At 52.1% G+C, this 23,740-nt stretch carries 25 protein-coding genes; 12 read left to right on the forward strand and 13 right to left on the reverse strand.

Translation table 11 applies throughout. The features are described from left to right. Position 1: 1 nt before the first annotated feature. Complete coding sequence (locus Q4606_RS11730) at positions 2-1,243, reverse strand: trans-acting enoyl reductase family protein (protein WP_303607638.1); 1,242 nt, start codon at positions 1,241-1,243, stop codon at positions 2-4. A 188-nt stretch (positions 1,244-1,431) separates the two neighbouring features. On the opposite strand from Q4606_RS11730, the gene Q4606_RS11735 reads away from it, so the two are divergent. Together Q4606_RS11735 and Q4606_RS11740 are read left to right on the forward strand one after the other, a co-directional pair. Further along, positions 1,432-1,773 carry a hypothetical protein gene (locus Q4606_RS11735; protein ID WP_303607639.1) on the forward strand — a complete coding sequence of 114 codons (342 nt, stop codon included), beginning with the start codon at positions 1,432-1,434 and terminating at the stop codon, positions 1,771-1,773. A 12-nt stretch (positions 1,774-1,785) separates the two neighbouring features. Then, on the forward strand, positions 1,786-2,265 hold the full coding sequence (locus Q4606_RS11740; RefSeq protein ID WP_303607640.1) for a hypothetical protein: 480 nt from the start codon (positions 1,786-1,788) through the stop codon (positions 2,263-2,265). A gap of 13 nt (positions 2,266-2,278) precedes the next feature. On the opposite strand, the gene Q4606_RS11745 is transcribed toward Q4606_RS11740, so the two are convergent. The 3 genes from Q4606_RS11745 to Q4606_RS11755 form a co-directional block, all read right to left on the reverse strand. Continuing rightward, on the reverse strand, positions 2,279-3,124 hold the full coding sequence (locus Q4606_RS11745; RefSeq protein ID WP_303607641.1) for a putative RNA methyltransferase: 846 nt from the start codon (positions 3,122-3,124) through the stop codon (positions 2,279-2,281). 106 nt (positions 3,125-3,230) lie between these two features. Further along, positions 3,231-4,172: an electron transfer flavoprotein subunit alpha/FixB family protein gene (locus Q4606_RS11750; RefSeq protein ID WP_303595978.1), complete on the reverse strand. Its 942-nt coding sequence runs from the start codon at positions 4,170-4,172 to the stop codon at positions 3,231-3,233. Further along, a complete protein-coding gene (locus Q4606_RS11755) occupies positions 4,172-4,921 on the reverse strand; it encodes an electron transfer flavoprotein subunit beta/FixA family protein (RefSeq protein WP_303595979.1) in 750 nt (249 codons plus the stop codon). Before Q4606_RS11755 ends, Q4606_RS11750 begins: the two co-directional genes overlap by 1 nt. A gap of 530 nt (positions 4,922-5,451) precedes the next feature. Here Q4606_RS11755 and Q4606_RS11760 point away from each other — a divergent pair. Beyond that, positions 5,452-7,104 carry an electron transfer flavoprotein-ubiquinone oxidoreductase gene (locus tag Q4606_RS11760; RefSeq protein ID WP_303595980.1) on the forward strand — a complete coding sequence of 551 codons (1,653 nt, stop codon included), beginning with the start codon at positions 5,452-5,454 and terminating at the stop codon, positions 7,102-7,104. 127 nt (positions 7,105-7,231) lie between these two features. On the opposite strand, the gene Q4606_RS11765 is transcribed toward Q4606_RS11760, so the two are convergent. The 8 genes from Q4606_RS11765 to Q4606_RS11800 form a co-directional block, all read right to left on the reverse strand. Next, entirely contained in the window at positions 7,232-8,245 is a 1,014-nt protein-coding gene (locus Q4606_RS11765; RefSeq protein WP_303607642.1) for an HAD family phosphatase, read from the reverse strand. Positions 8,246-8,516: 271 nt separating this feature from the next. Beyond that, positions 8,517-8,978, reverse strand: a complete 462-nt coding sequence (locus Q4606_RS11770; RefSeq protein WP_303595982.1) for a peptidylprolyl isomerase — start codon at positions 8,976-8,978, stop codon at positions 8,517-8,519. A 200-nt stretch (positions 8,979-9,178) separates the two neighbouring features. Continuing rightward, entirely contained in the window at positions 9,179-9,745 is a 567-nt protein-coding gene (locus tag Q4606_RS11775; RefSeq protein WP_303595983.1) for a DUF1285 domain-containing protein, read from the reverse strand. A 23-nt stretch (positions 9,746-9,768) separates the two neighbouring features. Beyond that, the gene (locus tag Q4606_RS11780) at positions 9,769-10,665 is read right to left on the reverse strand and encodes a radical SAM protein (RefSeq protein ID WP_303607643.1); all 897 of its coding nucleotides are present in this window, start codon (positions 10,663-10,665) and stop codon (positions 9,769-9,771) included. Between the two features lie 43 nt (positions 10,666-10,708). Continuing rightward, positions 10,709-11,158 carry a histidine phosphatase family protein gene (locus Q4606_RS11785; protein WP_303595985.1) on the reverse strand — a complete coding sequence of 150 codons (450 nt, stop codon included), beginning with the start codon at positions 11,156-11,158 and terminating at the stop codon, positions 10,709-10,711. Positions 11,159-11,183: 25 nt separating this feature from the next. Next, the gene (locus tag Q4606_RS11790) at positions 11,184-12,251 is read right to left on the reverse strand and encodes an NAD(P)H-dependent glycerol-3-phosphate dehydrogenase (RefSeq protein ID WP_303595986.1); all 1,068 of its coding nucleotides are present in this window, start codon (positions 12,249-12,251) and stop codon (positions 11,184-11,186) included. A 63-nt stretch (positions 12,252-12,314) separates the two neighbouring features. After that, entirely contained in the window at positions 12,315-12,806 is a 492-nt protein-coding gene (locus Q4606_RS11795) for an STAS domain-containing protein (protein WP_303595987.1), read from the reverse strand. Positions 12,807-12,822: 16 nt separating this feature from the next. Beyond that, positions 12,823-14,043 (reverse strand): PP2C family protein-serine/threonine phosphatase, encoded by a 1,221-nt coding sequence (locus Q4606_RS11800; protein WP_303595988.1) that lies wholly within the window; start codon positions 14,041-14,043, stop codon positions 12,823-12,825. 113 nt (positions 14,044-14,156) lie between these two features. Between Q4606_RS11800 and Q4606_RS11805 the strand changes: the two genes are divergently transcribed. Further along, on the forward strand, positions 14,157-15,641 hold the full coding sequence (locus Q4606_RS11805) for an HD domain-containing protein (RefSeq protein ID WP_303607644.1): 1,485 nt from the start codon (positions 14,157-14,159) through the stop codon (positions 15,639-15,641). Here the strand turns inward: Q4606_RS11805 and Q4606_RS11810 are convergent. After that, positions 15,631-16,674, reverse strand: coding sequence for an NAD(P)/FAD-dependent oxidoreductase (locus tag Q4606_RS11810; RefSeq protein WP_303607645.1), 1,044 nt, complete (start codon positions 16,672-16,674; stop codon positions 15,631-15,633). The two genes, Q4606_RS11805 and Q4606_RS11810, sit on opposite strands and share 11 nt — an antisense overlap. A gap of 129 nt (positions 16,675-16,803) precedes the next feature. Here Q4606_RS11810 and Q4606_RS11815 point away from each other — a divergent pair, with 129 nt between their 5' ends. Genes Q4606_RS11815 through Q4606_RS11850 form a run of 8 tightly spaced genes read left to right on the forward strand, consistent with a single transcriptional unit; the run spans position 16,804 to position 23,699 of the window. Then, positions 16,804-17,760: an acyl-CoA desaturase gene (locus Q4606_RS11815; RefSeq protein ID WP_303607646.1), complete on the forward strand. Its 957-nt coding sequence runs from the start codon at positions 16,804-16,806 to the stop codon at positions 17,758-17,760. Then, positions 17,757-18,224, forward strand: coding sequence for a nuclear transport factor 2 family protein (locus tag Q4606_RS11820; protein WP_303595992.1), 468 nt, complete (start codon positions 17,757-17,759; stop codon positions 18,222-18,224). Before Q4606_RS11815 ends, Q4606_RS11820 begins: the two co-directional genes overlap by 4 nt. After that, positions 18,221-19,021, forward strand: a complete 801-nt coding sequence (locus Q4606_RS11825) for an SDR family oxidoreductase (RefSeq protein WP_303607647.1) — start codon at positions 18,221-18,223, stop codon at positions 19,019-19,021. Before Q4606_RS11820 ends, Q4606_RS11825 begins: the two co-directional genes overlap by 4 nt. Further along, positions 19,018-20,283: an NAD(P)/FAD-dependent oxidoreductase gene (locus tag Q4606_RS11830; RefSeq protein ID WP_303595994.1), complete on the forward strand. Its 1,266-nt coding sequence runs from the start codon at positions 19,018-19,020 to the stop codon at positions 20,281-20,283. The genes Q4606_RS11825 and Q4606_RS11830 overlap by 4 nt, the downstream gene beginning before the upstream one ends. Positions 20,284-20,285: 2 nt before the next feature. Beyond that, a complete protein-coding gene (locus tag Q4606_RS11835) occupies positions 20,286-21,170 on the forward strand; it encodes a DUF1365 domain-containing protein (RefSeq protein WP_303607648.1) in 885 nt (294 codons plus the stop codon). After that, positions 21,158-22,432: a cyclopropane-fatty-acyl-phospholipid synthase family protein gene (locus Q4606_RS11840; protein ID WP_303607649.1), complete on the forward strand. Its 1,275-nt coding sequence runs from the start codon at positions 21,158-21,160 to the stop codon at positions 22,430-22,432. The genes Q4606_RS11835 and Q4606_RS11840 overlap by 13 nt, the downstream gene beginning before the upstream one ends. After that, a complete protein-coding gene (locus Q4606_RS11845; RefSeq protein WP_303595997.1) occupies positions 22,429-22,947 on the forward strand; it encodes a DUF2878 domain-containing protein in 519 nt (172 codons plus the stop codon). Before Q4606_RS11840 ends, Q4606_RS11845 begins: the two co-directional genes overlap by 4 nt. Beyond that, positions 22,947-23,699 (forward strand): hypothetical protein, encoded by a 753-nt coding sequence (locus Q4606_RS11850; RefSeq protein ID WP_303607650.1) that lies wholly within the window; start codon positions 22,947-22,949, stop codon positions 23,697-23,699. The genes Q4606_RS11845 and Q4606_RS11850 overlap by 1 nt, the downstream gene beginning before the upstream one ends. The last annotated feature ends 41 nt before the right edge of the window (positions 23,700-23,740 follow it).

The raw sequence follows: 23,740 nt of genomic DNA on the forward strand, positions 1-23,740 counted from the left end.
CTTAACGGGTCTCAAGCACCTCAAAGGTAAGGCCAGCTTTGCTGGTCAAGCGCTCAAGCAATTTGTCGCTTAGCGCTGATGCCGGTGTCCAGAAACCGCCCGGCTGTTCCGCAGGGATATCGAATGCCAGACACATACCGGCTTCGCCCAGCATTTTACTGGTAGAACCATAACCCGGGTCAGCATCGCCAGTTACCTTGGTGATCATGGTTTTTCCGTCCTGGGTGCGCCCCACAAAGCGAATGTCGTAGAATCCAGCTTTCTGATCCTCAGGAGTCGGCCCTTCACCGGGCTGAGGTACAAATTTCTCCACCAGCCAGCGAGTGGGCTTTATTGCAGATGCGGTAAAAAAGCCTGCCAGTCCAGCTGTTATACCGTAAGCCGCCAGACGACCCTTGGTGCCACGGCCGGTCATCATGGCCTCATCGTATGTGAATTCCTTACCGTACCTGGCATTTTGCATGGCGTTTGAGCGGTGAACTATGCGGGTATTGATAGCCCCCATAACAAACGGTGCCAGCCATGCGTTGAATGTCTTATCGAACTCCGCTCCCTTTAAACTCGGTTGGCGAACCTTCGAGCGGTGTTCAGGCGGGCAGATAGAGAACGGGTTAGCCAGTTCCTTGCGAAGTTTCGGATCCGCGGCAGCCTCTTTGGCTATATTGATCATCGAGGCAACGGTGCCACCGGAAAGCCCGCCTTTTGCGACCTTCACCCGCATACGTACGTCCTGGCAAGTTTCACCAAAGGTCTTTTCGGACTGTTGCTGCAAGAAGTACACGCCCATATCCGAAGGAATGGAATCAAAACCGCAGCAATGAACGATCCGCGCCCCAGATTTTTTGGCCTGGTCCTCATAGCGCTCCACCATGCGGCGAATCCACTGAACTTCACCAGTCAGGTCGCAATAGTCAGTGCCTGTTTCCACGCAGGCCTTAACCAAAGGCTCTCCGTACAACGCATAAGGGCCAACCGTTGAGATCACCACGCGGGTTTGTTCGCACATGGACGTCAGCGCTTTATCGTCAGTCGCATCTGCGATGATCACCGGCAGTTCAGCGGCACCGGTTCCTAAATCAGACTTGAGCGAACTGAGTTTAGATTCGGAACGGCCGGCAATCGCCCACCGGACCTCCCCGGTAATACCGTATGACTCGAACAGATATTGCGTAAGAATCTGTCCAACGAAGCTTGTAGCACCGAATATAACCAGGTCGTAAGTGGTTCCTGTTGATTTGCTCATTGCCCGTCCTTTTATGCGTTTTACGCGCATTATCTACTGAATGTCGTATTGATTCGATGTTAACAGTTTTGAGCCTGTGATCTAACTTCACATTTACAGCCGTGGAGGCGTCGTCACGGCCAATCGCACAGCCCGTTGTATAAGGCACACTGCTGAATATCGTTTTTATAAATACCCGGAGATACGAATTGGCCACTTTCCTCCTGATACTCAGTTTGCTTCTAGCCATTTTCAGCGGCGTGCTTTGCTTGCACGTTATAGAGCAGCGCAAGATCATAACAAGCATGATGGCCGGAATTGACGAGAAGGACACTGCCCCGGGTATGGAGAAAGAGCCAGAGTTGATCCTTACGCTGAAAGTACTCAATCCGATTGATGTGGCCAAACGTGAGTCTCGTTCTGCGCGGCTGCTAGCAGACAAGCTCCCGGTGATGGTCCGTAAAATGGTCTATCAGGGTGTAATGAAAGAGCTGGAAGAAGAAATGATCCAAAGAAACATCGACGTAGAAATGAATATTGAGTATCGCTAGGAGAACCCCACTTTGACGTTTCAGTTAGCTTTGGCAATACTTTTTCTGGCGCTCGCATCCGGCACCCTTTGCTACGGGTTCTGGCAGCATCATCGCTCCAGAATGCTGATACGCAGGCTGAACTCATACCATATCGCGACCAACAGCGCTGTTCAGAAACGCCGCATGGATATCTACGAGGTTCGCAACCGAGCCAAAATTCTGGAAGACACTGTATCCGGCGGTGCCAGGGCAGTCGAAAAGGTGCACAGAGTCATTTCCAATACCACGTTCAGCCTGGTTGACCATTTTTCAAAAGATGATGAGTTCCGGCAAGGCGCACAAAAAGCCCGAAAGACCCACGATGAGGCCAGCAAACAGGTCTACCGCGCGGTGCGCACGACAAACAAAGCCATACACATTCTCGCCGACACTCTCTTTATAACGAAAGCGGAAAAGCGGGCCCTGTTACGTAAGGCTCCCCCCACAGAGGCGCCGAAAAACGACCATTAGGCTGGAATGCTGGTCAGATTTTTCTGATACGTTTTATGGTGGCATCTACTGTGACGTTTAACGATTCGATTTCCGCCGCGCGGGACAGGCCTTCTGCACTCGCCCGATACAGGTGTGGTGTCATGGCTAACAGGTCAGCTATGGCACCTTTGTCGGGGAGCGTGAGGCTATAGCGAACGGAGGACGTCTCCACCGTTGTATAGCCATTCGGTGCAATTTCCGGCTGCTTTCTGGCCTCTTTCAGCTCCGGGTATATAATGCTTCGCAGCTCAATCAGATGATCCGACCCTGCATCTACCTGGACTATCTCGCCGCCCGGCCTCAATACTCGGGCAAATTCCTGATAAACGGGAAAACCGAACAGGCACAAGATTCGATCGAGCGTTTCAGGTAACACCGGCAGATTGGCATTGCTTCCAACAACCCAGGCTGGTGTTTTGTCCTGTTTGGCGGCGGACAGGACTGCCCACTTGGAGATATCCAGCCCGATAAGAGAGAGAGTTGCGGTTTCCGGCGCCTTTTCAGCGAGATACCGCATGTAGTATCCCTCTCCGCACCCGGCATCGAGACAGCTTAAGGAAGATTCACTGCTGCCAGTTTCATGGAACACGGCGTTACCCACAGCTTCTGCTATTGGCTGATAGAACCCTGAGTTCAAAAACCTTTGGCGAGCTGCAACCATTTCCTTGTTATCGCCTGGATCTTTAGAGCGTTTGTTCTGTACAGGGAGAAGGTTGATATAACCCTGCCGGGCAATATCAAAACTGTGGCCGGCACCGCATTGCCAGCTTCTCTCGTTCCGTTGCAATGCAGAACCGTCAATTGGGCAGGCAAGAGCTTCAAACGGTCTGATGATCATGCGCGGTATCCGGGGTTTCAGGCGGGTTACAGGGACGTGCTTATAGTTTATGGAACTGCAATAAAAAAGACACCCGAAGGTGCCTTTTTTTAAGCCTGAAAGAAAGTTACAGAACTTTCTTCAGCTCTTCTTCAAGTTGCGGTACTGCTTCAAACAGATCCGCTACCAGGCCGTAATCAGCAACCTGGAAGATTGGCGCTTCTTCATCCTTGTTGATCGCAACGATCACCTTGGAATCAGACATGCCAGCCAAGTGCTGGATGGCACCGGAGATGCCAACTGCGATATACAGCTGCGGGGCAACAATTTTACCGGTCTGGCCAACCTGCATGTCATTCGGCACAAAGCCTGCGTCGACTGCAGCACGTGAAGCACCCATGCCAGCGCCCAGCAGATCAGCAACCTGCTCGAGCATCTTGAAGTTCTCACCGTTCTGCATGCCACGGCCACCAGAAATAACGATGCCGGCACTTGCCAGATCAGGACGGTCAGATTCAGCTTTCTGTTCGCTCACGAAAGAAGACAGACCTGCATCTTTAACAATGTCCAGCTGCTCAACGGAGGCAGAACCACCTTCAGCTGCTACCGGATCAAAACCAGTCGGGCGTACGGTTACAACCTTGATGCTGTCGCTCGCCTTTACCGTTGCAATAGCATTGCCGGCGTAGATTGGGCGAACAAAAGTGTCTTCGGATTCAACACGGATGATGTCGGAAACCTGAGCAACGTCCAGCAGCGCAGCAACGCGCGGCATGAAGTCCTTACCAGTTGTACCGGCAGCAGCCAGAATATGGCTGTAACCTTTACCCAGCTCAGCAACCAGATCACCCAGGTTCTCACCCAGGAAGTGGCCGTAGGCTGCATTGTCTGCAACCAGTACCTTTGCAACACCGTCCGCTTTAGCGGCAGCTTCGGCAACGGCGCCAACGTTTTCACCGGCAACCAGCACATCAATATCGCCGCCGATGGCTTTGGCAGCCGCTACAACACTCAGGGTCGCCTGTTTCAGGCTGCTGTTGTCGTGTTCAGCAATTACAAGGATGCTCATCAGATCACCTTCGCTTCGTTCTTCAGTTTATCGACCAGCTCTGCAACGTCGGCCACTTTAACACCTGCCGAACGGGCAGCCGGCGCTTCAACTTTCAGCGTGGACAGGCGCGATGCAATTTCAACACCCAGATCAGCCGGGCTCATGGTATCGAGCGGCTTTTTCTTGGCTTTCATAATGTTTGGCAGAGACGCATAGCGCGGCTCATTCAAACGCAGGTCTGTGGTTACGACCGCAGGGAGGTTCAGGGAAAGGGTCATCAGACCACCGTCTACCTCACGGGTAACGTTCACTTTTTCGCCATCAACAACCACTTCTGAAGCAAAGGTGCCCTGCCCCATACCCGTCAGCGCAGCCAGCATCTGGCCAGTCTGGTTGTTATCAGAATCGATGGACTGCTTGCCGAGAATGACCAGTTTGGGCTCTTCCTTCTCAACAACGGCTTTAAGCAACTTGGCCGCATCAAGAGACTGGACTTCTTCATCAGCTTCAATGTGAATGCCACGGTCAGCACCCAGCGCCAGCGCAGTACGAATCTGCTCCTGACAGGCCTTGGGACCAATGGAAACCACTACGATTTCGCTTGCAACACCCTTTTCTTTCAGGCGAACCGCTTCTTCAACAGCGATTTCGCAGAATGGGTTCATTGCCATTTTGACGTTGGCGAGATCAACACCAGTGTTATCCGGCTTGACACGTACCTTTACGTTGTAGTCGATTACTCGTTTTACAGCGACCAGAACCTTCATAGATTCCTCGTTCTTCTACGATGGGTTAATGACTCTCAATCAGAATTGCTCTCAGGCCGGCCCGGTTTGGGCGGGTTTGCAGAGTATTCCTGATTGCTTCGTCTCGGCAAGATACCGGGATTATGGGTATTCGTGCCGAACGTTACAAACAGCGGCCTCGCACTGGGGCCATCCGTCACGGCGGACTTATACTGAAGGCAAAGATAAAGTGGGTCAATAGTCCGATTAAACCGGTCGTGCCCCTTCCCTATGCCAACCCGCCCTTGCATCTTGTATAATTCAAGGCATCTGCATACCTGCTAACCAGTGCAGCGCATTGAATTACTGTACAAAACTACAATGCCAAAGCTTTGTTCATATTTCAAACAAACGTTTGTTTGATTTTTTAAATACGTTATCCTTTGAGCCTGTAAAACAGGAGTATTTGGCTCTGGGTAGTCGTCTATGAGTAGTTTTACCGGTATGATGACGCTCCAGAATTCAAGCCTGCGGGCATATAAGATCCATTCAAGATGTTTGAGGAGACCAACGTGGAACGCGAATCGATGGAATTTGATGTTCTTATCGTCGGCGGCGGCCCTGCCGGCTTGTCAGCAGCCTGCCGAGTTATGCAATTGGCGCAGGAAGCCGGCGAAGAACTGACCGTGTGTGTAGTGGAAAAAGGTTCGGAAATCGGTGCTCATATTCTGGCCGGTACTGTATTTGAGCCGACCGCTCTGAACGAACTCTTCCCTGACTGGAAAGAGAAAGGCGCTCCGCTGAACACTCCGGTGACCCGTGACGATATTTTTCTGCTGAAAGATCAGAACAAAGCGACCAAGGTCCCCAATGCCTTTGTTCCCAAAAACATGCACAACCATGGCAACTACATTATTAGCCTCGGCAATCTGTGTCGCTGGTTGGCAGAACAGGCTGAAGCGCTGGGCGTAGAAGTATACCCGGGCTTTGCCGCGGCTGAGACCATTATCGAAGACGGCCAGGTAAAAGGCATTCTTACCGGTGATATGGGCGTGGCACGTGACGGATCAGAGAAAGACGGTTACATGCCCGGTATGGAACTGCGCGCAAAATACACTCTGTTTTCAGAGGGCTGCCGCGGCCACCTGGGCAAGCGCCTGATCAGCGAATTCAACCTGGACGAAGGTAAAGATCCCCAGCATTACGGTATTGGCATCAAGGAATTGTGGGACATTGACCCTGCGAAACACGAGCCAGGTCTGGTTGTGCACACAACAGGCTGGCCGTTGAAGGAAAGTGGCTCTACCGGCGGTTCGTTCCTGTACCACCTCGAAAACGGCCAGGTTTACGTGGGTCTGATTTCAGATCTTTCCTACAGCAACCCTCACATGAGCCCGTTTGAAGAGTTTCAGCGCCTGAAACTGCACCCGGAAGTGAAAAAGTATCTGGAAGGCGGCAAGCGAGTGTCCTATGGTGCCCGCGCCATCACCAAAGGTGGTTACAATGCCCTGCCCAAAATGAGTTTCCCGGGCGGCCTGTTACTGGGCTGTGATGCAGGTACCTTGAACGGTTCCAAGATCAAAGGCTCCCACACTGCAATGAAGTCTGGTTTGCTGGGCGCAGAAGCGGTATTCGAAGCACTGAAGAGCGGACAGTCGGGTGAAGAAATCACCAGCTTCGGTGATCGCTTCAAGAACAGCTGGCTCTATAAAGAGCTTTACGACGAGCGCAACTTCGGCCCGGCAATGCACAAGTTTGGCAACTATATTGGCGGCGCTATTGCATTCTTCGAGCAGAACATCCTGCGTGGAAGCCTTCCTTTCACCTTCCGCGATACAACGCCAGACTACGCGACCATGAAGCCCGCGTCTGAGTGTAAGAAAGTGAACTACCCGAAGCCGGATAATAAGCTGACTTTCGACCGCCTTACATCGGTGTTTGTTTCCAACACCAACCATGCCGAAGACCAGCCGATTCATCTCAAGCTCACGGATCCCGATATTCCTATTGAGGTAAACCTGCCAAAATACGATGAGCCTGCTCAGCGTTACTGCCCTGCAGGGGTTTACGAAGTGGTTGAGAAGGATGATGGCAGCGGTAAGAAGTTCCAGATAAATGCTCAGAACTGTGTTCACTGTAAGACGTGTGACATTAAAGATCCCTCCCAGAATATTACCTGGGTAACGCCAGAAGGTGGCGGTGGTCCAAACTACCCTAACATGTGATTTGGTTGATAGCTCAAGGCGCCGGTTAATCTGGTGCTTTTAAAGCGGAGGGGCGGGTTTGACTGCTCCTCCGCTTTTTTATTGAGTCGAGACGACTACTTTGTTTATTTTGCGGTAAGTGAAAAGATCATTCAGCTACTGGTTTAAAGATACTGGCCCAATCATTTTTCATGCTGATAACATGCCAGCCCTGCTCCTTTGCTTTCACCATCAATGATTGCGGAAACTTTCCGAAATGTGTGTCAATCTCGCCATTTGCGGGACCATAGGCGTATTCTCTCTCGGCATCGTCGTGGAACACCAACATCATCAAGCGCGCCCCATCACCCGCTCCTGTCCACTCCAACATTTGCTGATCCCCGCCAGAGTTACCAAAGGCGGCAATCGGCCGTTTTCCGATAAACTGGTTGATAGCGACAGGCTTGCCACCTTTATCGTTATTGAAGTTGATCTCGGGCAGGCGTACTAACGTCGGCGTGCCATTCACAACCTTGTATTCAGTCTTGATCGACGAGCCAATCACCTGCTGTGACGGGATACCATAGGCCTCCATTGTCATCGGCCGCATGAACTCTATCCCTCCTCCCGAGACGATGTAGGTGCTGAACTCATTCCCACGCAGGTACTCAAGCAGCTCCACCATGGGCTTGTAGGTGAGTTCCGTATAAGGCCGGTTAAATCGGGGGTGCCTCTCGGTCTGGAACCAACTGACGACGATCGACTCAAATTCAGCGGTGCTCATCCCTGCGTGGGAGGCCATCATCAATTCAACAAGGCCCTCTTCTCCTGCTGAACCAAGCGCCTTCATATCACCGTCCAGAACGGCTTTGAAAGGTTGCTTGCTTCTCCATTCCGGATGATCAGGCGCCAGCTCCTTCACGCGGCTTAGGGCATAGGCCAGCTGGGTATAAACCGGGTGCTCAGTCCAGAGTGTCCCGTCATTATCGAAAGTGGCGACTCTGTCTTCTGGCTGAACATAGTCCTCGCTTGATGCGTCGGTAACCGTCTCAACGAATGTGATGATTGCGGCCCTTGCGTCGCTGTCTCTCCAGGAAGGAAGAGGGTCGTTTTTCTCCAACGCAGCAACTGGGAAGACTAATGCAAACAAAGTTGCCATAAAAAGGAGTTTCTTGACGCGCATAACTATCTCCGGGTATGACTATGAAGGATGGATATTGAGTGAGAGTTATCGCCCCAGAAAAGCATCCATTTCCAGCTGGTGTGGTGGATACTCTATTTACAGCTCCAGTGAGGGGACGGCGTTCCTGCACCTGCTCTGAGTTTAAGCGAGTTTTTTAAGCTTTGCTAAATAGGGAAATACATTAATTTGTGCAAATCTGGTCGGAATAAGTGTTACAGAAACAAAAAAGGGCCCCCGCAGGAGCCCCTCTTCAACAACCGGTCCGACACTCTTAGTGAGCGTGGCCGTGTTCTTGCTCTTCATCAGTCGCATCGCGAGCTTCGATAACTTCTACATCAAAGTGCAGAGTTTCACCCGCCAAAGGATGGTTCGCGTCGATGGTAACGGTTTCTTCGTTTACTTCGACAACACGAACAACCTGGGGGCCGCCCGGAGTCTGTGCCTGGAACTGCATGCCCGGCTCGATGGTGTCAACGCCTTCAAAGGCGGTGCGCGGAACTGGCTGAACCAGCTCTTCGTTAACTTCGCCGTAGCCTTCAGCCGGCTCGACAGAAACTTTAACCTGGTCGCCTGCGCTCTTTTCGTTCAGTGCACTTTCCAGTCCACCGATGATGTTCTGTGCACCTTCAAGATACGACAGAGGCTCACGACCTTCTACGCGGGAGGAGTCCAGCTCTTCTCCCTGGTTGTTGGTGAGCGTGTAGTGGATGGTAACAACGCGAGGTTGGGCCATGTGATCTCCTTGAGTGTCGCAATGACTGTTTGATTGATTAAGGGCAATCGAAAGTAATCATGAACAGCCAGACTGAACAGAGGGACTAACGACCACCGGGCCTCGTTTGAGAGCCAGGCTCGTAACAAGTATGAAAACACAGTTTAACAAGTGAAATAGTGCGTTTTCTACAATCGTTTCTGGGGGCGGCCCCAATCTTTTCAACCACCTTTCCCGATTTTGTAGAAATTTCCATGGCTGTATACACCGAGCACTGGCTCTCCACCCATGGTTTGCTCCACAACATGCTCCGCCAGATCATAGTACGCAGCGGTTACCAAGCGGGCAACGACACCATGGCGTACACCTATTACTGGCCGGGGCTGCTTCGTATCCTCATAGCTACCAACTTCCAGAGGATGCTCCTTGCCAACCTCCAGGGTTTCACCCACGTTGGTGGTTAGCTTTATAATCTGTTGCTCACCGCTACCTTCAACCGTTAGGGAATGAGCCAGCAATGGAGTGTCTTCTACCTGAATTCGCCATTTTTCTACCGGTGTGACCAGATAGTACTGCCCGTCTTCCTCGCGCCGAAGAATCGTCGAAAACAGCTGGACGATAGCCTCCCGCCCCAGTGGCTGCCCCTTATGAATCCACTGCCCATCACGGCTTATCCGCAGGTCCATGTCTCCGGACAACTCCGGCCGCCATTTATCGAGTGGTGGCTGGTTAAGGTTGTTTGCTGCTTGCTGAACCTGTTTGGCGAGATCTTCCGGGTTCTGGCTCATATCTTTGCTCCGTAAGCCATGATTTACAGTCCACGCTGCCATTCAGTACGAAGTGGCACCGCGCCCGGATTCGTGATGGCAAGGTTGACCTGATCCAACAGTTTTTGCTTATCACGGCCCAGGTTGCCTTTCAGCACTAGATAATTCGACGCATGATCGCTCCGGAACACCGTGCGCTCCAGTTGGAGGTGCTCGAGAAAAGTCCGGATTTCTTCAAATAACCCTTGCTGAGACAGAGGCTCGAAATCCGGGCCGAATCCCTCTCGGAAGCGCTGTTCGCCCTGAGGAAAACTCACCACAAGGGTGGACAGGTAATCCGGCTGGGTTTCGTTGCACAGGGTTGCGGTATTTACTGCATGTTGGCGTGACAGCGTTGAACCGCCAAGACCGTTAAGCACCATAACGGAACTGGTAAGCCCGGCTTCCCGGATCTTGACCAGTGCTGACCGCGTTGACTCCCAGGTTTCCCCTTTGTTGATCCGCTCCAGCACCTCATCGTCCCCGGATTCCATTCCTACATAGAGAATCTTGAGCCCCGCTTCACGCAGCTGTGTGAGTTCCTCTACGGTTTTTCTGGCAAGGTTTCTTGGCAGGCAGTAACTGGATACCCGCTGAAGCTCCGGAAATGCAGCCTTGAGCTCACTCAGGATTTCCAACAGGCGGCGCGTAGGCAATACCATGGCGTCGCCATCGGCCAAAAATACCCTCTTTACTCCGCCCAGGCTTTTTGCCGCATTCGCAATGTCCTGACGCACATCCTCTGGCTTTCGAGCCCGAAATTTTTTCTGAGGCTGGGTGTACATTTCGCAGAAGGTGCATTTATTCCAGGAACAACCATTGGTAACAGGCAGAATCAGAGATTTCGCCTCACTGGGTGGACGAAATACCGGTTCAACGTAATCAATAGGAAAGCTGTACATATGCTGCACTCAATTTATAGATGTGACCCTGATCAAAACTCAATCAGGGCAGAAACTGGGTTTTCAAGTCTGCACAGCCTGGGCCGACCACGGGCATATCAAGCACCACAGTCTGACTGGTCATAAAGGGGATGCCGCGCCGATGACCATCAATCAATAAAGTTGAAAGGCTGCCGACAAGAGGCATATGGGAGACCAGCATAAGGCGCGGATGAGGGTTTTCAAGGAGCGCATTCAGGCACAAGCCGGGGTCGTCTTCAGGGGTAATAAAGCTCTTTTCTTCAACTGGACAGTTCAGTATCTCCGAAACAATAGCCGCAGTCTGCCGTGCGCGCACGTAGGGGCTGACCCATATCTGCGCCGGTCTCCAGGGCGAAGCCGCAATCTGTGCAGCGCACCCGGCAACCTGATGGCGGCCAGTTTCAGTGAGAGTCCTCTCTTGATCGAGAGAGTGCCAGCCAGCTTCGCCATGACGCATGATGAGCAATAACACAGCATACCTCCGGTGCTAAACCTCGTTACTGTGTGATAGTCCGCGGCAGGATGAACTCCACATCGGAATTTTGCACAGACATCATCAGGCTATTGATCACTGCGCTGATGGACGCATTTCCGTACAGAATCTCATACAGACCACGAACAAGAGGCATATAAATGCCGATTGCCTCCGCTTTCTCTTTCACCAGTTCCAGAGTGTAGATACCCTCTGCCACCTGACCCAGCTCAGCCACTGCATCATCCAGCTTCTGCCCCTGGCCAACGGCATAGCCAACCCTGAAATTACGGCTTTTGGAGGAGGTACAGGTAACAATCAGGTCCCCGACGCCCGCAAGGCCCATAAAGGTCATGGGGTTAGCGCCCAGGCTGACAGCAAAACGGCTCATTTCAGCGAGCCCTCGGGTTATCAGCATCGCTTTGGCGTTTTCGCCCATCTTCAGGGCAGAAGCCAAGCCTGCGACGATGGCATAGATGTTCTTAAGTGCGCCCGCGAGTTCAACGCCGTATATGTCCACGTTGGCGTAGACCCGGAAATATTCGCAGCCAAGCAGATCCTGAACGGTGCGACGCACGTCCGGATCTTTGGCCGCAATGACAGTTGCGGTGAGATCGCGACTCACAATTTCGCTCGCCAGATTTGGGCCGCTCAACACACCAATACGACAGCGGGGAATCTCTTCCTGAAGAATTTCACTCATGAGTTTGAAACCATGAGCTTCAATACCCTTGGTCAGGCTGACAACAATCTGGCCATCTTTGAATTTGTCGCGGTTTGCATGGATAACTGCCCGGAAGGCTTTGCTCGGAATGGCAACAAATACGATTTCAGCTTTATCTACCGCATCTGCCAGGTCGGTAGTCGGTTGGATCTTTCCTTTAATCTCTACCCCGGGCATGTAACGGCTATTGACGCCTGTTGTGCGAATTTCTTCGACTTGAGACTCGTCACGCATCCAGAAATGAACCCGGTGACCGTTCTCACCGAGAACTTTCGCCATGGCAGAACCGAAGCTGCCTCCCCCGAGAACCGCTACATCATGTACTGGTTCTTTGGCCCCGTTCGTGAGGGGCTCATTTTTCTCAGGCATAGTTGTTCCGTTTGTTTTGAATCAGGTCTGAACCACACAAGCCAGGCTGGTCAATGCGGTACTTCAGCCGGGCTCTTCGCATTCCAGGGCGCGCACGAGATTTTTGAACTCTTCCCGATTCTGTTTATTCAGCCCCATAAGAACTTTGTGGGCGGCCAGCACCCTGTCACGAACGTCTTGCTCGCTTGCCCTCAACACGGGTATTTCTTCCAGCTCTTCAATACGGGAGGCAGGCTCACGGACAATAATGAAGATTTTGTCGAAACCCATGGAGGTGACAATACGGGTAATGTCGGGATTGGTGGTGATCAGCGTAGGCAAAAAATTGCTTTGCTTTTGGGCTGCCATCGCTATTTTAGCGATAAGCCCAAGAGTGGTGCTATCAATAACTTCGGTTTCAGTGAGATCAATCACCACGGTCTTGAACTGAGGGTCAAGGGTGATGGAGTCCACTAGATTATCCAGCGTACAGCAAAGATTCAGCCGGATTTCTCCAATAAACTTAAGGACATAAATGCCCTGCTTTTCAGCCTGTAGGATTTTGTAACCAGCCATGCCTCTCACACTGCCGTTATTTCAACGATGTGTTTTCTGACACTGTCATCGTATCAGTAACCGTCACAATACCGATATCATCCGGTAACTCTGTGATCTCGTCGAGATTGAGAGCCTCACTAAGAGATGCGACAGTGTGACGGCCTCCAGATACGAGTTCAAGTAGTCTCTGCTCCTTTTCATCAAGACTTTTCTGCCTGATGACTTCAAGAATCCCGTCTGAAAACAGAATCAGATGGAAAGGCTTCTCCAAAGCAACTTCGTAAACCTCCCACTCCGGGGACTCGAAAAGTCCGACAGGCAGGCCATTCCCCTCCAGAAAGGCAGTCTCACCGCCTTCAAAAGACAGCACTGGCATCGGGAAATGTGCCCCCACCGCATACTTTAACGTACGTTCGCTCAAGGAAATAACACCAACGAAAATTGTTACGTGCTTACCAAGCCCGGTATCGAGCAGCTCCGAGTTAACCCGTTCAAGAAAACGGTCGGGATAGAGAATATCGTCAGTAGATCCACGGCGCAGATTGCGTTGCAGGCGGTTGCTGAGGTTTTTAAGTAGCACGGTTACGAACGCAGAGCTGGCTCCGTGCCCGGACACGTCAGCAATGTAAACCAGCGTTTTGTCTTCCGTGAGTGGAAAATAATCAAGGAAGTCGCCACTGAGGTATAAGGAGGGTTTGATCAGGTGGTCAACATAAAGGCCACCCGTGAAACGCTCTTTTTCCGGCAACATTCTCAACTGGACTTTACGCCCTGCCCGCTGATCCGCTCGCAACTCGGCAATTCCGTCTCTCAGGTCCCGGTTGGCATCTTCAAGTTCCTGCCGGTACAACTGGTTAAGACGCCCTACCCGAACCCGGTCAAGGAGCTTGCGAATAACGTCAGCGATAGCTTTTTTATCTTTACCGAAAGGTTTGAGGACAAAGTCGGATGCACCTGCCCGAAGGGTATCGACAACATCTTTACTGGATTGGGTAACTGAGCAGGCCACGATTGGCGTAAGTGACTCTGATTCTTCCAGACGATCAGCAAGCCCTTCTATTTCCGGAGGCGGGAGATCTGCAAAGATAACGTCGGGCATGTTATCGTCAATCATCTCGCTGGCAGAAGCGACGTCGTGGTAACCAGAGACGTAAAACCCTCTGGTTTCCAGAAAGCGCGCAAGATCAGCGCGAGCCTTCTCGTCTGCATCAATGATCAATATACGAACTAAAAGGCGCCCGGTGCGCGAGGTCATGGCTGCTGCCCTAAACTACCAGCGATAAACGAAAAATGGCGTGTCAAAGGCTATTCTGGCACGCCCCCATTATATAACAAGGCCAGTTTGGTGAAATCCGGAGATTCCTGCGAATGAGACGAGCGGTAAATGACCTGTTAGGTGCCTATGACAAGCTGATCATGGATCCGGTTCACGGCGCAATTCCATTATATCGGCATGAAGTTCAGGTCATTGACCACCCTCTGTTTCAGCGCCTGCGCAATATTTGCCAGAATGATATTCTCAGTCTGGTATTTCCCGGCGCAACCCACTCCCGCTTTCTTCACAGTATTGGCGTAATGCATGTCGGCACACGCATGTTCCGTTCAATGATTGATGCTTATCTCCGGGAGCGTCAGCTCAGCGAGCAAACCGATCTGAGCCTCAGCCAACTCGACGCCATAGATTATCTTGCAAAGACCATTCGCCTTGGCTGTCTTTTGCACGACAGCGGCCATTCCAGCTTCTCTCATCAGTTTACCCAGGCACAGCGGATTCGTGAGCTTATGTCCCGATCCGGCCGGTTCGCGGATCTTTGGGAAGGAGTGGATTATTCCGCATATCACAGTACGGAACCCGATGAACTCGAGCACGAGCACTACTCGGTAAGGGTCGCCCATGATGTGCTGTCCGCCATTGATCTCGAAAGCGCTGGACTGCACGCGCGGGATGTCATCGGCATTATGGAAACCACAGACGTTACGCCCAGCGAAACCTTTTGCCGCCATGCCCGCACTTTCTGGGGGTTTATTGCCGGAGAGGACGCAGAAGCGGAATCACTGATTAGCGAAAACATTCCGCGCCTGGTGCTGGATCTGCTTTCGTCGATCGTATCGGGGGAAATCGACGCCGATCGCGCAGATTATATGCTGCGGGATGGGTTCCACTCGTCTGTCACTATTGGCGGATTCAATCTCGACCACCTTCTCAGCAACCTGCGTTTTGGCTGGGATGAGTCCGAACCCTGGCTGGGGCTGGCCATTACGCAAAAAGGCCTGGGGGCACTGGAAGACTTTGTTTATAGCCGCTACCAGATGTACCGCAAGGTATACGCCCACAAAACAGCGCTGGGGTTTGACTGGCTACTTCGCGAGGCCATTAACGAAGTACTGGAAGACCCGGAGAGCTTTGAGTGGATAGACACTTGCCTGAGCAACATGCGCTATTTTGCCGAGCTCACTGACAACTTTTTCTGGGAAGCCTTCCGTAAAGTTGCGCGCCAGCGTCCTGAAAGCTTCGCTTTCTGCATCGTGAACAGGGTAAAACTGAACCACCTCGACACCCGAGAAGACCTCTCTGTCAGCGGGATTGCGAGCCACAGTGCCTGGCTGGCCGAGGCCATGGAGCTCAACCCGGCACACGTTGTTACCTGCTCCATGCGGGCGCGTTTTTCCAATATTCAGGACAATTTTAATGGTATCAAGGTGTTAATCCGTGATCCGGTCAATCGCACACGCTCTCTGAAAAAAATCACCGACGTAAGTGCTTTTTTCAGCAAGTTTAGCGATGGAACCATTACGCACTTCTATAACTGCCCGGATTTCACGAATAATTCCGGGCCAGTCGTTAACGGCTAACAGGTGGCTCAGCAGATGCCGACACCAGGCTACAGGCGCTGTCAAAAGCGCCTTCAACCCGGCCACCGCCAAGCCAGTCTCCCGCAACACCAATAGCCTGTTCCTCAAACCACAGATGGCCCGGTTGGGCGCCGCCTTCGGAACGGGCATACAGCCATCTGTGTGCAATGGCATCTGTAACATCAACCGCAGTACCCGTTAGCTCCCTGAATGCTGCGATTAACTCTGCTGTCACCCGGTCTGCTGGGGTGTCTACGTTTTGGTTAGTCCACTCAGGGGTTGCATGGAGCACCCACCAAGTGCCCTTTTGATCGGGGCTGTTACTGTCACGGCCGGGCTTGCTGGAGTTGTTAGCTACCCAGAATAGCGCCGGGTGGTCACACCTCATTCCACTATGCCTGGGCCAGGGGTTTTCACTAAATTGCACGGCTACTGCCCAGCATGGCAACACTCGGCTTACCGCATCATCAAGCTGTGCCGCCAGTTGCGGCAATTCACTCTGGGCAAGCAGGTCTCGGGCCTGGGCTGGTGGCGTAGTAATGATAACCTGATCGAACTGCCCCATAGGTTCCCCAGTAATATCGTACAAAATCCAGCATTTCTCTGTCCGCAACATACGTTCAATTCGGGTTTCTGCAATCACATTTACATGAACGGAGAGCGCGCGCGACAGTGCGGTCATTCTTGGCGTACCAACATACCGGGGCTCCTCCGGAAACGCCTGCCAACTGCCATCTTTACTCTGAAAGCCAAGCTGTCCATTCCAGGTAGCAAAGCTGTCCTTTCCGGCAAACTCCGCGAGAAAAGGCAGGAAATCAGGATTGCGAGAGGTAAAGTACTGAGCGCCCATATCGACGGAGCCGCCGTCTACCCGTTTTGCTGAAAGCCTGCCGCCGGGGCCTCGACTTTTTTCAAAGATAGTCACCTTGTGGCCCTGCCGCTGCAATTTAATAGCTGCAGTCAGACCGGCAAGACCTGAACCAACAATCGCGATACGGCGTATATGATTTTTATGAAATGTCTCATTAAACATGGTAATTGGTGAATCCAAGTATTGTGTTGAGAGCGTACAAACCGTTAAGCGACAGGGCCCGGGCTTTTTGAAAGTTTCGCCAAAACCTCGCTGTTCAGCTTCAACTCAGAGAAAAAGGGCTTTCACAGTATGACCCGAGTGCAAAACTGGTTTATTAACATTATGAGGTGGTTCGATTCCGACGCCGGTTCGGATCACCTGGACGTAACCTCCCGATCCTTCAATCTCGTACGCGTCATTCCTTTTTTGGCGCTTCACCTGGCCTGTCTGCTTGCATTCTATACCGGCGTCAGCGCTTTTGCCGCCGGGTTTGCCTTTGCTTTTTTCATTGTGAGGATGTTTGCGATTACCGGATTTTACCACCGGTACTTTGCACATAAGACCTTCAAAACCAGCCGCCCTGCCCAGTTCGTGTTTGCACTGCTTGGGGCCAGTGCTGCTCAGCGTGGCCCGCTTTGGTGGGCAGCCCATCACCGTCACCATCATCAGCACTCGGATCGGGAACAGGACCTTCACTCCCCCCATCAAGGTGGCTTCTGGTGGTCCCATATGGGCTGGTTTACATGCGATGCGGGTTTCGCTACTGACGAACGGCGTATACGAGACTGGCTCAAATTCCCCGAACTTAAACTGATTAACCGCTTTGACGCGCTGGTACCCGCCATCGCAGCTGTTTTGATTTACAGCCTTGGTGAAGGCCTTGCTGTATGGGCGCCAGGCTTGGGAACCAATGGCCTGCAAATGCTCGTATGGGGCTTTTTTATCTCCACTGTTGCTCTATTCCACGCCACGGTCTCCATTAACTCGTTGTCCCATGTCTGGGGGAAACGCCGATTTGAAACGTCAGACAGCAGCCGTAACAACTTCTGGCTTGCATTACTGACCCTCGGAGAAGGCTGGCACAACAATCATCACCGTTGGCCCCAGTCGGTCCGACAGGGCTTTCGTTGGTATGAGGTCGACATTACCTGGTATGGACTGTGGGCGTTGTCAAAACTGGGCATCATCTGGGAGCTGAACCCGATCCCAAAACATATTCAGGAAGAAACCCGCCAGCTTGACCAAATGAGGAGGGCGAATAAATGAAACCTGTCGCAACTATTGAAGTAGGCCATCAGAATTCTGCCGTACCGGCGACACTGGAGCATTTCAGGTTTCTTTTTAACGAACTCGATAAAGGCAACCTTCACAAGTTACCCTCGGTATACAGCGAAGATATCCGGTTTCAGGATCCACTTGGCGCTGTCGAAGGGCTGGACGCATTGACTCAGTACTTCGCAAATTCCTACGCGAACGTTATTTCGTGTCACTTCGCCTTCGAGCCGGAGGTTGTTCAGGACCGCTTCGCCACGATTCCCTGGGTGATGCATCTACGGCACAAACGGATACGCAGTGGGCGTGAGATACAGGTTGCCGGGATCAGCCACCTGGAGGTCAGAAACGGAAAAATCTGTTATCACCGAGACTATTTCGACGCCGGCCAACTCCTCTATGAAAATCTCCCGGTAGTTGGCGGCGTCATCCGCTGGGTCAAGGGGTACGCAGGATGAGTGCTCGTCTCGAAACCTCCTCCAATATCTGGATTACCGGCGCCAGTTCCGGAATAGGTGAATCCATAACACACGTTCTGGTTCGTGACGGACACAAGCTCGTTATCACCGGGCGTCGGGCCGAACCACTGGAGCAATTGAAATTGCTTGCACCGGAGCGGATTACTCCTGCCGCTGCGGATACGACAAGCAAAGATGAGTTGCAAGCGATTGCGGCAACGCTGGAATCCCACGGCGATCTGGATATGGCAATCCTTAACGCCGGAACCTGTGAATATCTGGATGCCGAAGATTACAACAGCGATGTAATTGAAAAAAACATAACAACCAACGTTATCGGCACAGCCCGTTGCTTAGACATCGCCCTGCCTGCATTGCGTCGCACCCGCGCGAAGGGTTTACCGGCCACTCTTGTTATTGTGGGTTCATCTGCCTGGTGGTTCCCATTCGCCCGCGCGGAAGGCTACGGAGCCTCTAAAGCTGCTCTCTCCTATTTTGCCCAAAGCCTTAGGGCAGATCTTTCGGCTGAGGGCATTGATGTTGTTCTGGTTTCCCCAGGCTTTGTGAAAACCCCTCTGACCGATCGTAACGATTTCCCTATGCCCTTTCTGGTCACTGCTGAAGACGCAGCCGAACGAATCATTAGCGGTATTGTTAAAGGTCACAACGACGTTGCCTTCCCAAAGCGTTTCACATGGATTCTTAAAACTCTGGGCGCCCTTCCCCAGTCTTTGATTGATCGGATGGCCGCCTCGATGGCCCGAAAAAGCTCCAGCGAACAGGAAGCAAAGGAATGAATAATGAACGTCAGCGTATTGCCGTTATCGGTGCCGGTGTATCCGGCCTTACGGCGGCATGGCTCCTCGCTGAAAAACATGATGTGGAAGTTTTCGAAGCTGGTGATTACGCCGGTGGTCATACCAACACGGAATACGTCGAGGCAGGTGGACGTACCTGGCCGGTGAATACAGGCTTTATCGTTTTCAATGACTGGACCTACCCTAATTTCATGCGTTTGATGGAACGCCTGGGTGTGCCCTCAGAAGTCAGTGATATGAGTTTTAGTGTAGATAGCAGCACCACCGGTCTGCAGTACAACGGAACCAGCCTGAATACACTTTTCGCCCAGCGTAAAAATATATTGAACCTGCGCTTTCTGAATATGGTTCGCGAGATTCTGAGGTTCAATAAAGAGACCCGGGCAGATATGGCTGCTGGCAAAATCCAGAGCACGGAAACCTTGGGCGAGTACCTTAACCGCAACGGCTATTCCCGGTATTTTCGGAACTACTATATTGTCCCCATGGGCGCGGCTATTTGGTCAGCACCGGAAATCGTGCTGGAACAGTTTCCGATACGTTTTTTTCTGCAGTTTTTTAATAATCACGGCATGCTTTCGGTAGATGACCGCCCCACCTGGCGGGTTATTTCCGGTGGTTCCGCACAATACGTGAAGGCGATGATGGAACGCCTTGGAGATCGCATTCATTTGAATTCTCCAGTACAAGCCGTCAGCCGGGACGAAAGCAGCGTTACCGTGAGCACCCAAGGTCAGCCCCGCCAGTTCGATCAAGTTATATTTGCCTGCCACAGTGATCAGGCATTGGCGATGATTAGTGATCCCAGCGATAAGGAGCGCGAAATTCTGGGCGCCATTCCTTATCAGGACAACGATGTAGTGCTGCACACTGACAGCAGTGTGCTACCAGAAAACCAGAGAGCCTGGGCCGCCTGGAACTACTTTATCCCGAAACACAGCACCGAGCCTGTATCGGTAACCTACAACATGAACATCTTGCAGAATTTCCACAGCGCGCCGGAAACCTTCTGCGTTACTTTGAACCGAAGCCATGACATAGCTCCGGAGAAGGTAATAAAGCAGTTCAACTACTCCCATCCGGTGTTTACTCTGGATGCAGTCCAGGCTCAGGAGCGTTACGAGGAAATTGGCAACAAGAACCGAACGCACTTTTGCGGCGCTTACTGGTTCAATGGGTTCCACGAGGATGGAGTACGCAGTGCTCTAAGGGTAACCGGTGATTTCGGGGTGGAGCTCTGAAAATGAGTAGCCAATGGTTGCAAGGCTCAATTCGCCATCGTCGCCTGTATCCTGTCCGGCACGAGTTTGAGTACCACACAGGCATGTTGGCTCTGGATACGGATGAATGGAACCAGGTCGCCAACGTGAGCCCGTTCTTTTCCCTTGAACGCTTTAACTGGATGTCATTAAAGCGCAAGGACTATTTCAGGCCCGAGGCCGGCCTGCTTTCAGAAGCGGTACGGGAACAGGTTGAAACCGCAACCGATTGGTTCCCAGACGGGCCAGTAGAACTGATCACGCACCCGCGGTACACCGGCTACGTGTTTAACCCCGTGAGCTTTTACTTTTGTTACCGCGCTGGTGAAAGCGGTGCCAATGGTGACGTACCTGCCGTGATTGTTGCGCAAATAACCAATACGCCCTGGCATGAACGCCACGTTTATTGCCTGGAAACCACAGGCAGTAAACCTAATGCTGCCGGCTGGCGCACTGAGCAATTCGGATTCACCAAGCGCTTTCATGTCTCTCCATTCAACGCTATGGCACAGCACTACGAATGGACATTCAGCTTTCGGGGGCCGGACCTGAGAGTTCATATGAATGTGCTTGAAGAGGGAAAAAAACATTTTGATGCCACTCTGGTAGTCCAGAGAACCCCGCTTACACGTAAAACTCTCCATAGAAGCCTGCGCCAATTCCCTGTGGAAGCGCTCAAGGTTGCTGCCGGTATCTACTGGCATGCCCTGAAACTGAAACTCAAGGGCGCGCCCTTCTATACCCACCCGGACAAGCTTGCAGGGACCGACCCTGCTTACCGGCTGGGAAACAGTGACCAGGGCCTGGACGTAACCAGTGCAGACGACACCAAAAAGATTCGAGGAAAGGTAAGCTCATGGAGAACATGAACACATCGGCAAACTCGCTTGCCAGCTCACATAAAAAAAGCTCCCTCGTCAGCCAGGTTGCCAAGAGTCTGGTGGTTCAGCAACTCCGTCAGCTGGGCGAAGGTGTTCTGACCATACGACAGGCCGGAATGGATGATCTGGTTTTTGGCGACGGCAACACCAAACATCCACCCGCAGAACTTATCGTTAATGATGAGAGTACCTGGCGTGATTTGCTCACCGGCGGCAGTGTTGGCGCTGCAGAAGCCTATGTGGCGGAAGATTGGTCTAGCCCTGACCTGGTCGCTCTGCTGCGGTTCTTTACCCGCAACATCGATCGCATGAACGAGTTTGAGGATCGCTTCAGCTGGGTTACCAAGCCTGCCCTCAAAGGCTTGCACTGGCTCAACAGGAACACTAAAGACGGTTCGAGAAAGAACATCAGCGCCCATTACGATCTTGGCAACGATCTGTTTGAGACATTCCTCGACCCAACCATGATGTATTCCTCAGCGATTTACCCCAGCGAGGAATCTTCGCTTGAAGAAGCCGCCGTGCACAAGCTCGATACCATTTGCCAGAAACTGGACTTGCACCCAGGCGATCGGGTAATCGAGATAGGAACCGGCTGGGGCGGTTTTGCCATTCACGCGGCCAAGCATTATGGCTGCCACGTAACCACCACCACTATTTCTAAAGAACAGCTGGAACTTGCGCAAGAAAGGGTTCGCAGTGAAGGTCTGGAAGACAGGATTACTTTGTTATTTGATGACTACCGCGATCTGGCCGGCCAGTTCGACAAGCTCGTTTCCATCGAAATGATCGAAGCGGTGGGGCCACAATTTCTGGATAGTTACTTCAGCCAGATAAACGCGCTTCTGAAACCAGACGGCCTTGCCCTTGTTCAGGCTATTAACATGCCCGAGCAACGTTATCAGCGCGCACTTAAAAATGTGGATTTTATCCAGCGATTTATTTTCCCCGGCAGTTTCATTCCATCGTTTGGAGCGATTCTCGAATCCGTACGTAACCAGTCAAACCTGGTATTGACCCATTCAGAGGACACAGGCTTTCATTATGCCCGCACCCTCCGCGACTGGTTTAATCGTTTTATGGCCAACCGGGAGCAACTCGAATCCTTAGGGTATGACCAGGCGTTTCGCAGGCTATGGCACTTTTACTTCGCTTATTGCGAAGCGGGCTTCAGTGAGCGGGCCATCGGGGTTTCACAGTTGGTATTTGCAAAGCCAGGCAACAAGCGGCAAAACATATTAAGTGTATGATCACTTCAGAGACCACCCGTAATATATTGAATTTCACGCTGTTCCAGATCGGTTGGTTTTCCTGTGTGGTCTACCCTGAGCTGTTTGGCCCGCTATTGGTTCTGGCACTTCTGATCCTTCATTTTATTTTTGTCAGTCAGAATCGTTTTACTGAGCTTCAATTCATCGGGCTCGGAACCGTTGTGGGCGCTACCCTCGACGGGTTGTGGTTTCGGCTCGGCGTACTGGATGACGGCACTGGAGCCGTGCTTATTACTCCGCCCTGGCTTGTCGCGATCTGGGCTATTTTCATGACCACCCTCAGCCATTCCCTGAACTGGATCAGTCGAAAGGTCTGGCTGGCTTTTGTTTTTGCACCAATCGCCGGTCCGTTTACCTATTGGTCAGCAACAAAAATAGGTGTGGTGGAACTGCCTGAACTGGTTCCATCACTCATCGCTCTGGCTCTTGGCTGGCTGTTGGTCTTCCCCTTGCTGCTGTTTGCCCGTAAATCACTCTATCCGGAGTTGACGTGATGAGCCGCCACCTCCGGCTATGGCCGGCATCCGCGGTCATGGCAGCCCTTGCAATGCCCGTCGCGGCCGATCTATTCCAGTTTACGGGTTCTGCTGAACGTGCAGATGGAACACCACTTTATGATGAGCAACATCGGGTTGAGGGTTTCTGTGAAAGCGGCATATTCCAGCCACTTGAACACCAGGTGACCTATATTCGCCGAGCTGAAGCTGGTGAAAAAGCTTTCGCGAATAAAATGCTCGATTACACCCCATCTTCTATACGGCCAGGGGTGAATTTCCGGCAGCCGGATTTTAAGGAGTCACTGAAAATCACCTATCCGAATTCCGGATCTGTGGCAGTTGCCTGGCAAAAGCCTGGGGGTGACATTGAGCGCTCCAGCGTGAAGGTTTCCGATAACCTGGTGGTAGATGCAGGTTTTGACAATCTTGTGCGCGAGAACTGGGAGAAGGTTGTCAGCAAGAATTCAGTAAAATTCCGCTTTCTCGCGCCTACTCGGGGAACGGATTACGCTTTTATTCTTGAACCAGCACAGAGCGAGGCAATCGATGCTGATCATGTGGTGCAAATCCGCCCGGTCAACCTTGTACTTAAATTTCTCGTCGACCCTATCATTCTCGGCTACAACAGCAAGGGCGCGCTAACAGCCTATTCCGGCCTCACCAACGTGCGAGAGAATGCTGACCGGAACTACACCGCAGCCATCCGTTATACAGTAAGCCGCTATCCGGAATGTGAACTGACCCGTTGAATGCTGCGCCTCACGGAAGGCAGCGCACCGGATTCAATGTG

It is taken from the genome of Marinobacter sp. 1_MG-2023 (assembly GCF_030549045.1).
Lineage (GTDB): Bacteria > Pseudomonadota > Gammaproteobacteria > Pseudomonadales > Oleiphilaceae > Marinobacter.

What these genes read in the sequence shown, in the direction of transcription:
- Q4606_RS11850 (WP_303607650.1), top strand. Translation starts at nt 22,947, where the DNA reads ATGAGCCGCCACCTCCGGCTATGGCCGGCATCCGCGGTCATGGCAGCC.
- Q4606_RS11815 (WP_303607646.1), top strand. Translation starts at nt 16,804, where the DNA reads ATGACCCGAGTGCAAAACTGGTTTATTAACATTATGAGGTGGTTCGAT.
- Q4606_RS11845 (WP_303595997.1), top strand. Translation starts at nt 22,429, where the DNA reads ATGATCACTTCAGAGACCACCCGTAATATATTGAATTTCACGCTGTTC.
- Q4606_RS11795 (WP_303595987.1), bottom strand. Translation starts at nt 12,806, where the DNA reads ATGGCTGGTTACAAAATCCTACAGGCTGAAAAGCAGGGCATTTATGTC.
- Q4606_RS11805 (WP_303607644.1), top strand. Translation starts at nt 14,157, where the DNA reads ATGAGACGAGCGGTAAATGACCTGTTAGGTGCCTATGACAAGCTGATC.
- Q4606_RS11825 (WP_303607647.1), top strand. Translation starts at nt 18,221, where the DNA reads ATGAGTGCTCGTCTCGAAACCTCCTCCAATATCTGGATTACCGGCGCC.
- Q4606_RS11835 (WP_303607648.1), top strand. Translation starts at nt 20,286, where the DNA reads ATGAGTAGCCAATGGTTGCAAGGCTCAATTCGCCATCGTCGCCTGTAT.
- Q4606_RS11775 (WP_303595983.1), bottom strand. Translation starts at nt 9,745, where the DNA reads ATGAGCCAGAACCCGGAAGATCTCGCCAAACAGGTTCAGCAAGCAGCA.
- Q4606_RS11820 (WP_303595992.1), top strand. Translation starts at nt 17,757, where the DNA reads ATGAAACCTGTCGCAACTATTGAAGTAGGCCATCAGAATTCTGCCGTA.
- Q4606_RS11810 (WP_303607645.1), bottom strand. Translation starts at nt 16,674, where the DNA reads ATGTTTAATGAGACATTTCATAAAAATCATATACGCCGTATCGCGATT.
- Q4606_RS11840 (WP_303607649.1), top strand. Translation starts at nt 21,158, where the DNA reads ATGGAGAACATGAACACATCGGCAAACTCGCTTGCCAGCTCACATAAA.
- Q4606_RS11830 (WP_303595994.1), top strand. Translation starts at nt 19,018, where the DNA reads ATGAATAATGAACGTCAGCGTATTGCCGTTATCGGTGCCGGTGTATCC.
- Q4606_RS11745 (WP_303607641.1), bottom strand. Translation starts at nt 3,124, where the DNA reads ATGATCATCAGACCGTTTGAAGCTCTTGCCTGCCCAATTGACGGTTCT.
- Q4606_RS11755 (WP_303595979.1), bottom strand. Translation starts at nt 4,921, where the DNA reads ATGAAGGTTCTGGTCGCTGTAAAACGAGTAATCGACTACAACGTAAAG.
- Q4606_RS11765 (WP_303607642.1), bottom strand. Translation starts at nt 8,245, where the DNA reads ATGCGCGTCAAGAAACTCCTTTTTATGGCAACTTTGTTTGCATTAGTC.
- Q4606_RS11790 (WP_303595986.1), bottom strand. Translation starts at nt 12,251, where the DNA reads ATGCCTGAGAAAAATGAGCCCCTCACGAACGGGGCCAAAGAACCAGTA.
- Q4606_RS11770 (WP_303595982.1), bottom strand. Translation starts at nt 8,978, where the DNA reads ATGGCCCAACCTCGCGTTGTTACCATCCACTACACGCTCACCAACAAC.
- Q4606_RS11750 (WP_303595978.1), bottom strand. Translation starts at nt 4,172, where the DNA reads ATGAGCATCCTTGTAATTGCTGAACACGACAACAGCAGCCTGAAACAG.
- Q4606_RS11780 (WP_303607643.1), bottom strand. Translation starts at nt 10,665, where the DNA reads ATGTACAGCTTTCCTATTGATTACGTTGAACCGGTATTTCGTCCACCC.
- Q4606_RS11730 (WP_303607638.1), bottom strand. Translation starts at nt 1,243, where the DNA reads ATGAGCAAATCAACAGGAACCACTTACGACCTGGTTATATTCGGTGCT.
- Q4606_RS11800 (WP_303595988.1), bottom strand. Translation starts at nt 14,043, where the DNA reads ATGACCTCGCGCACCGGGCGCCTTTTAGTTCGTATATTGATCATTGAT.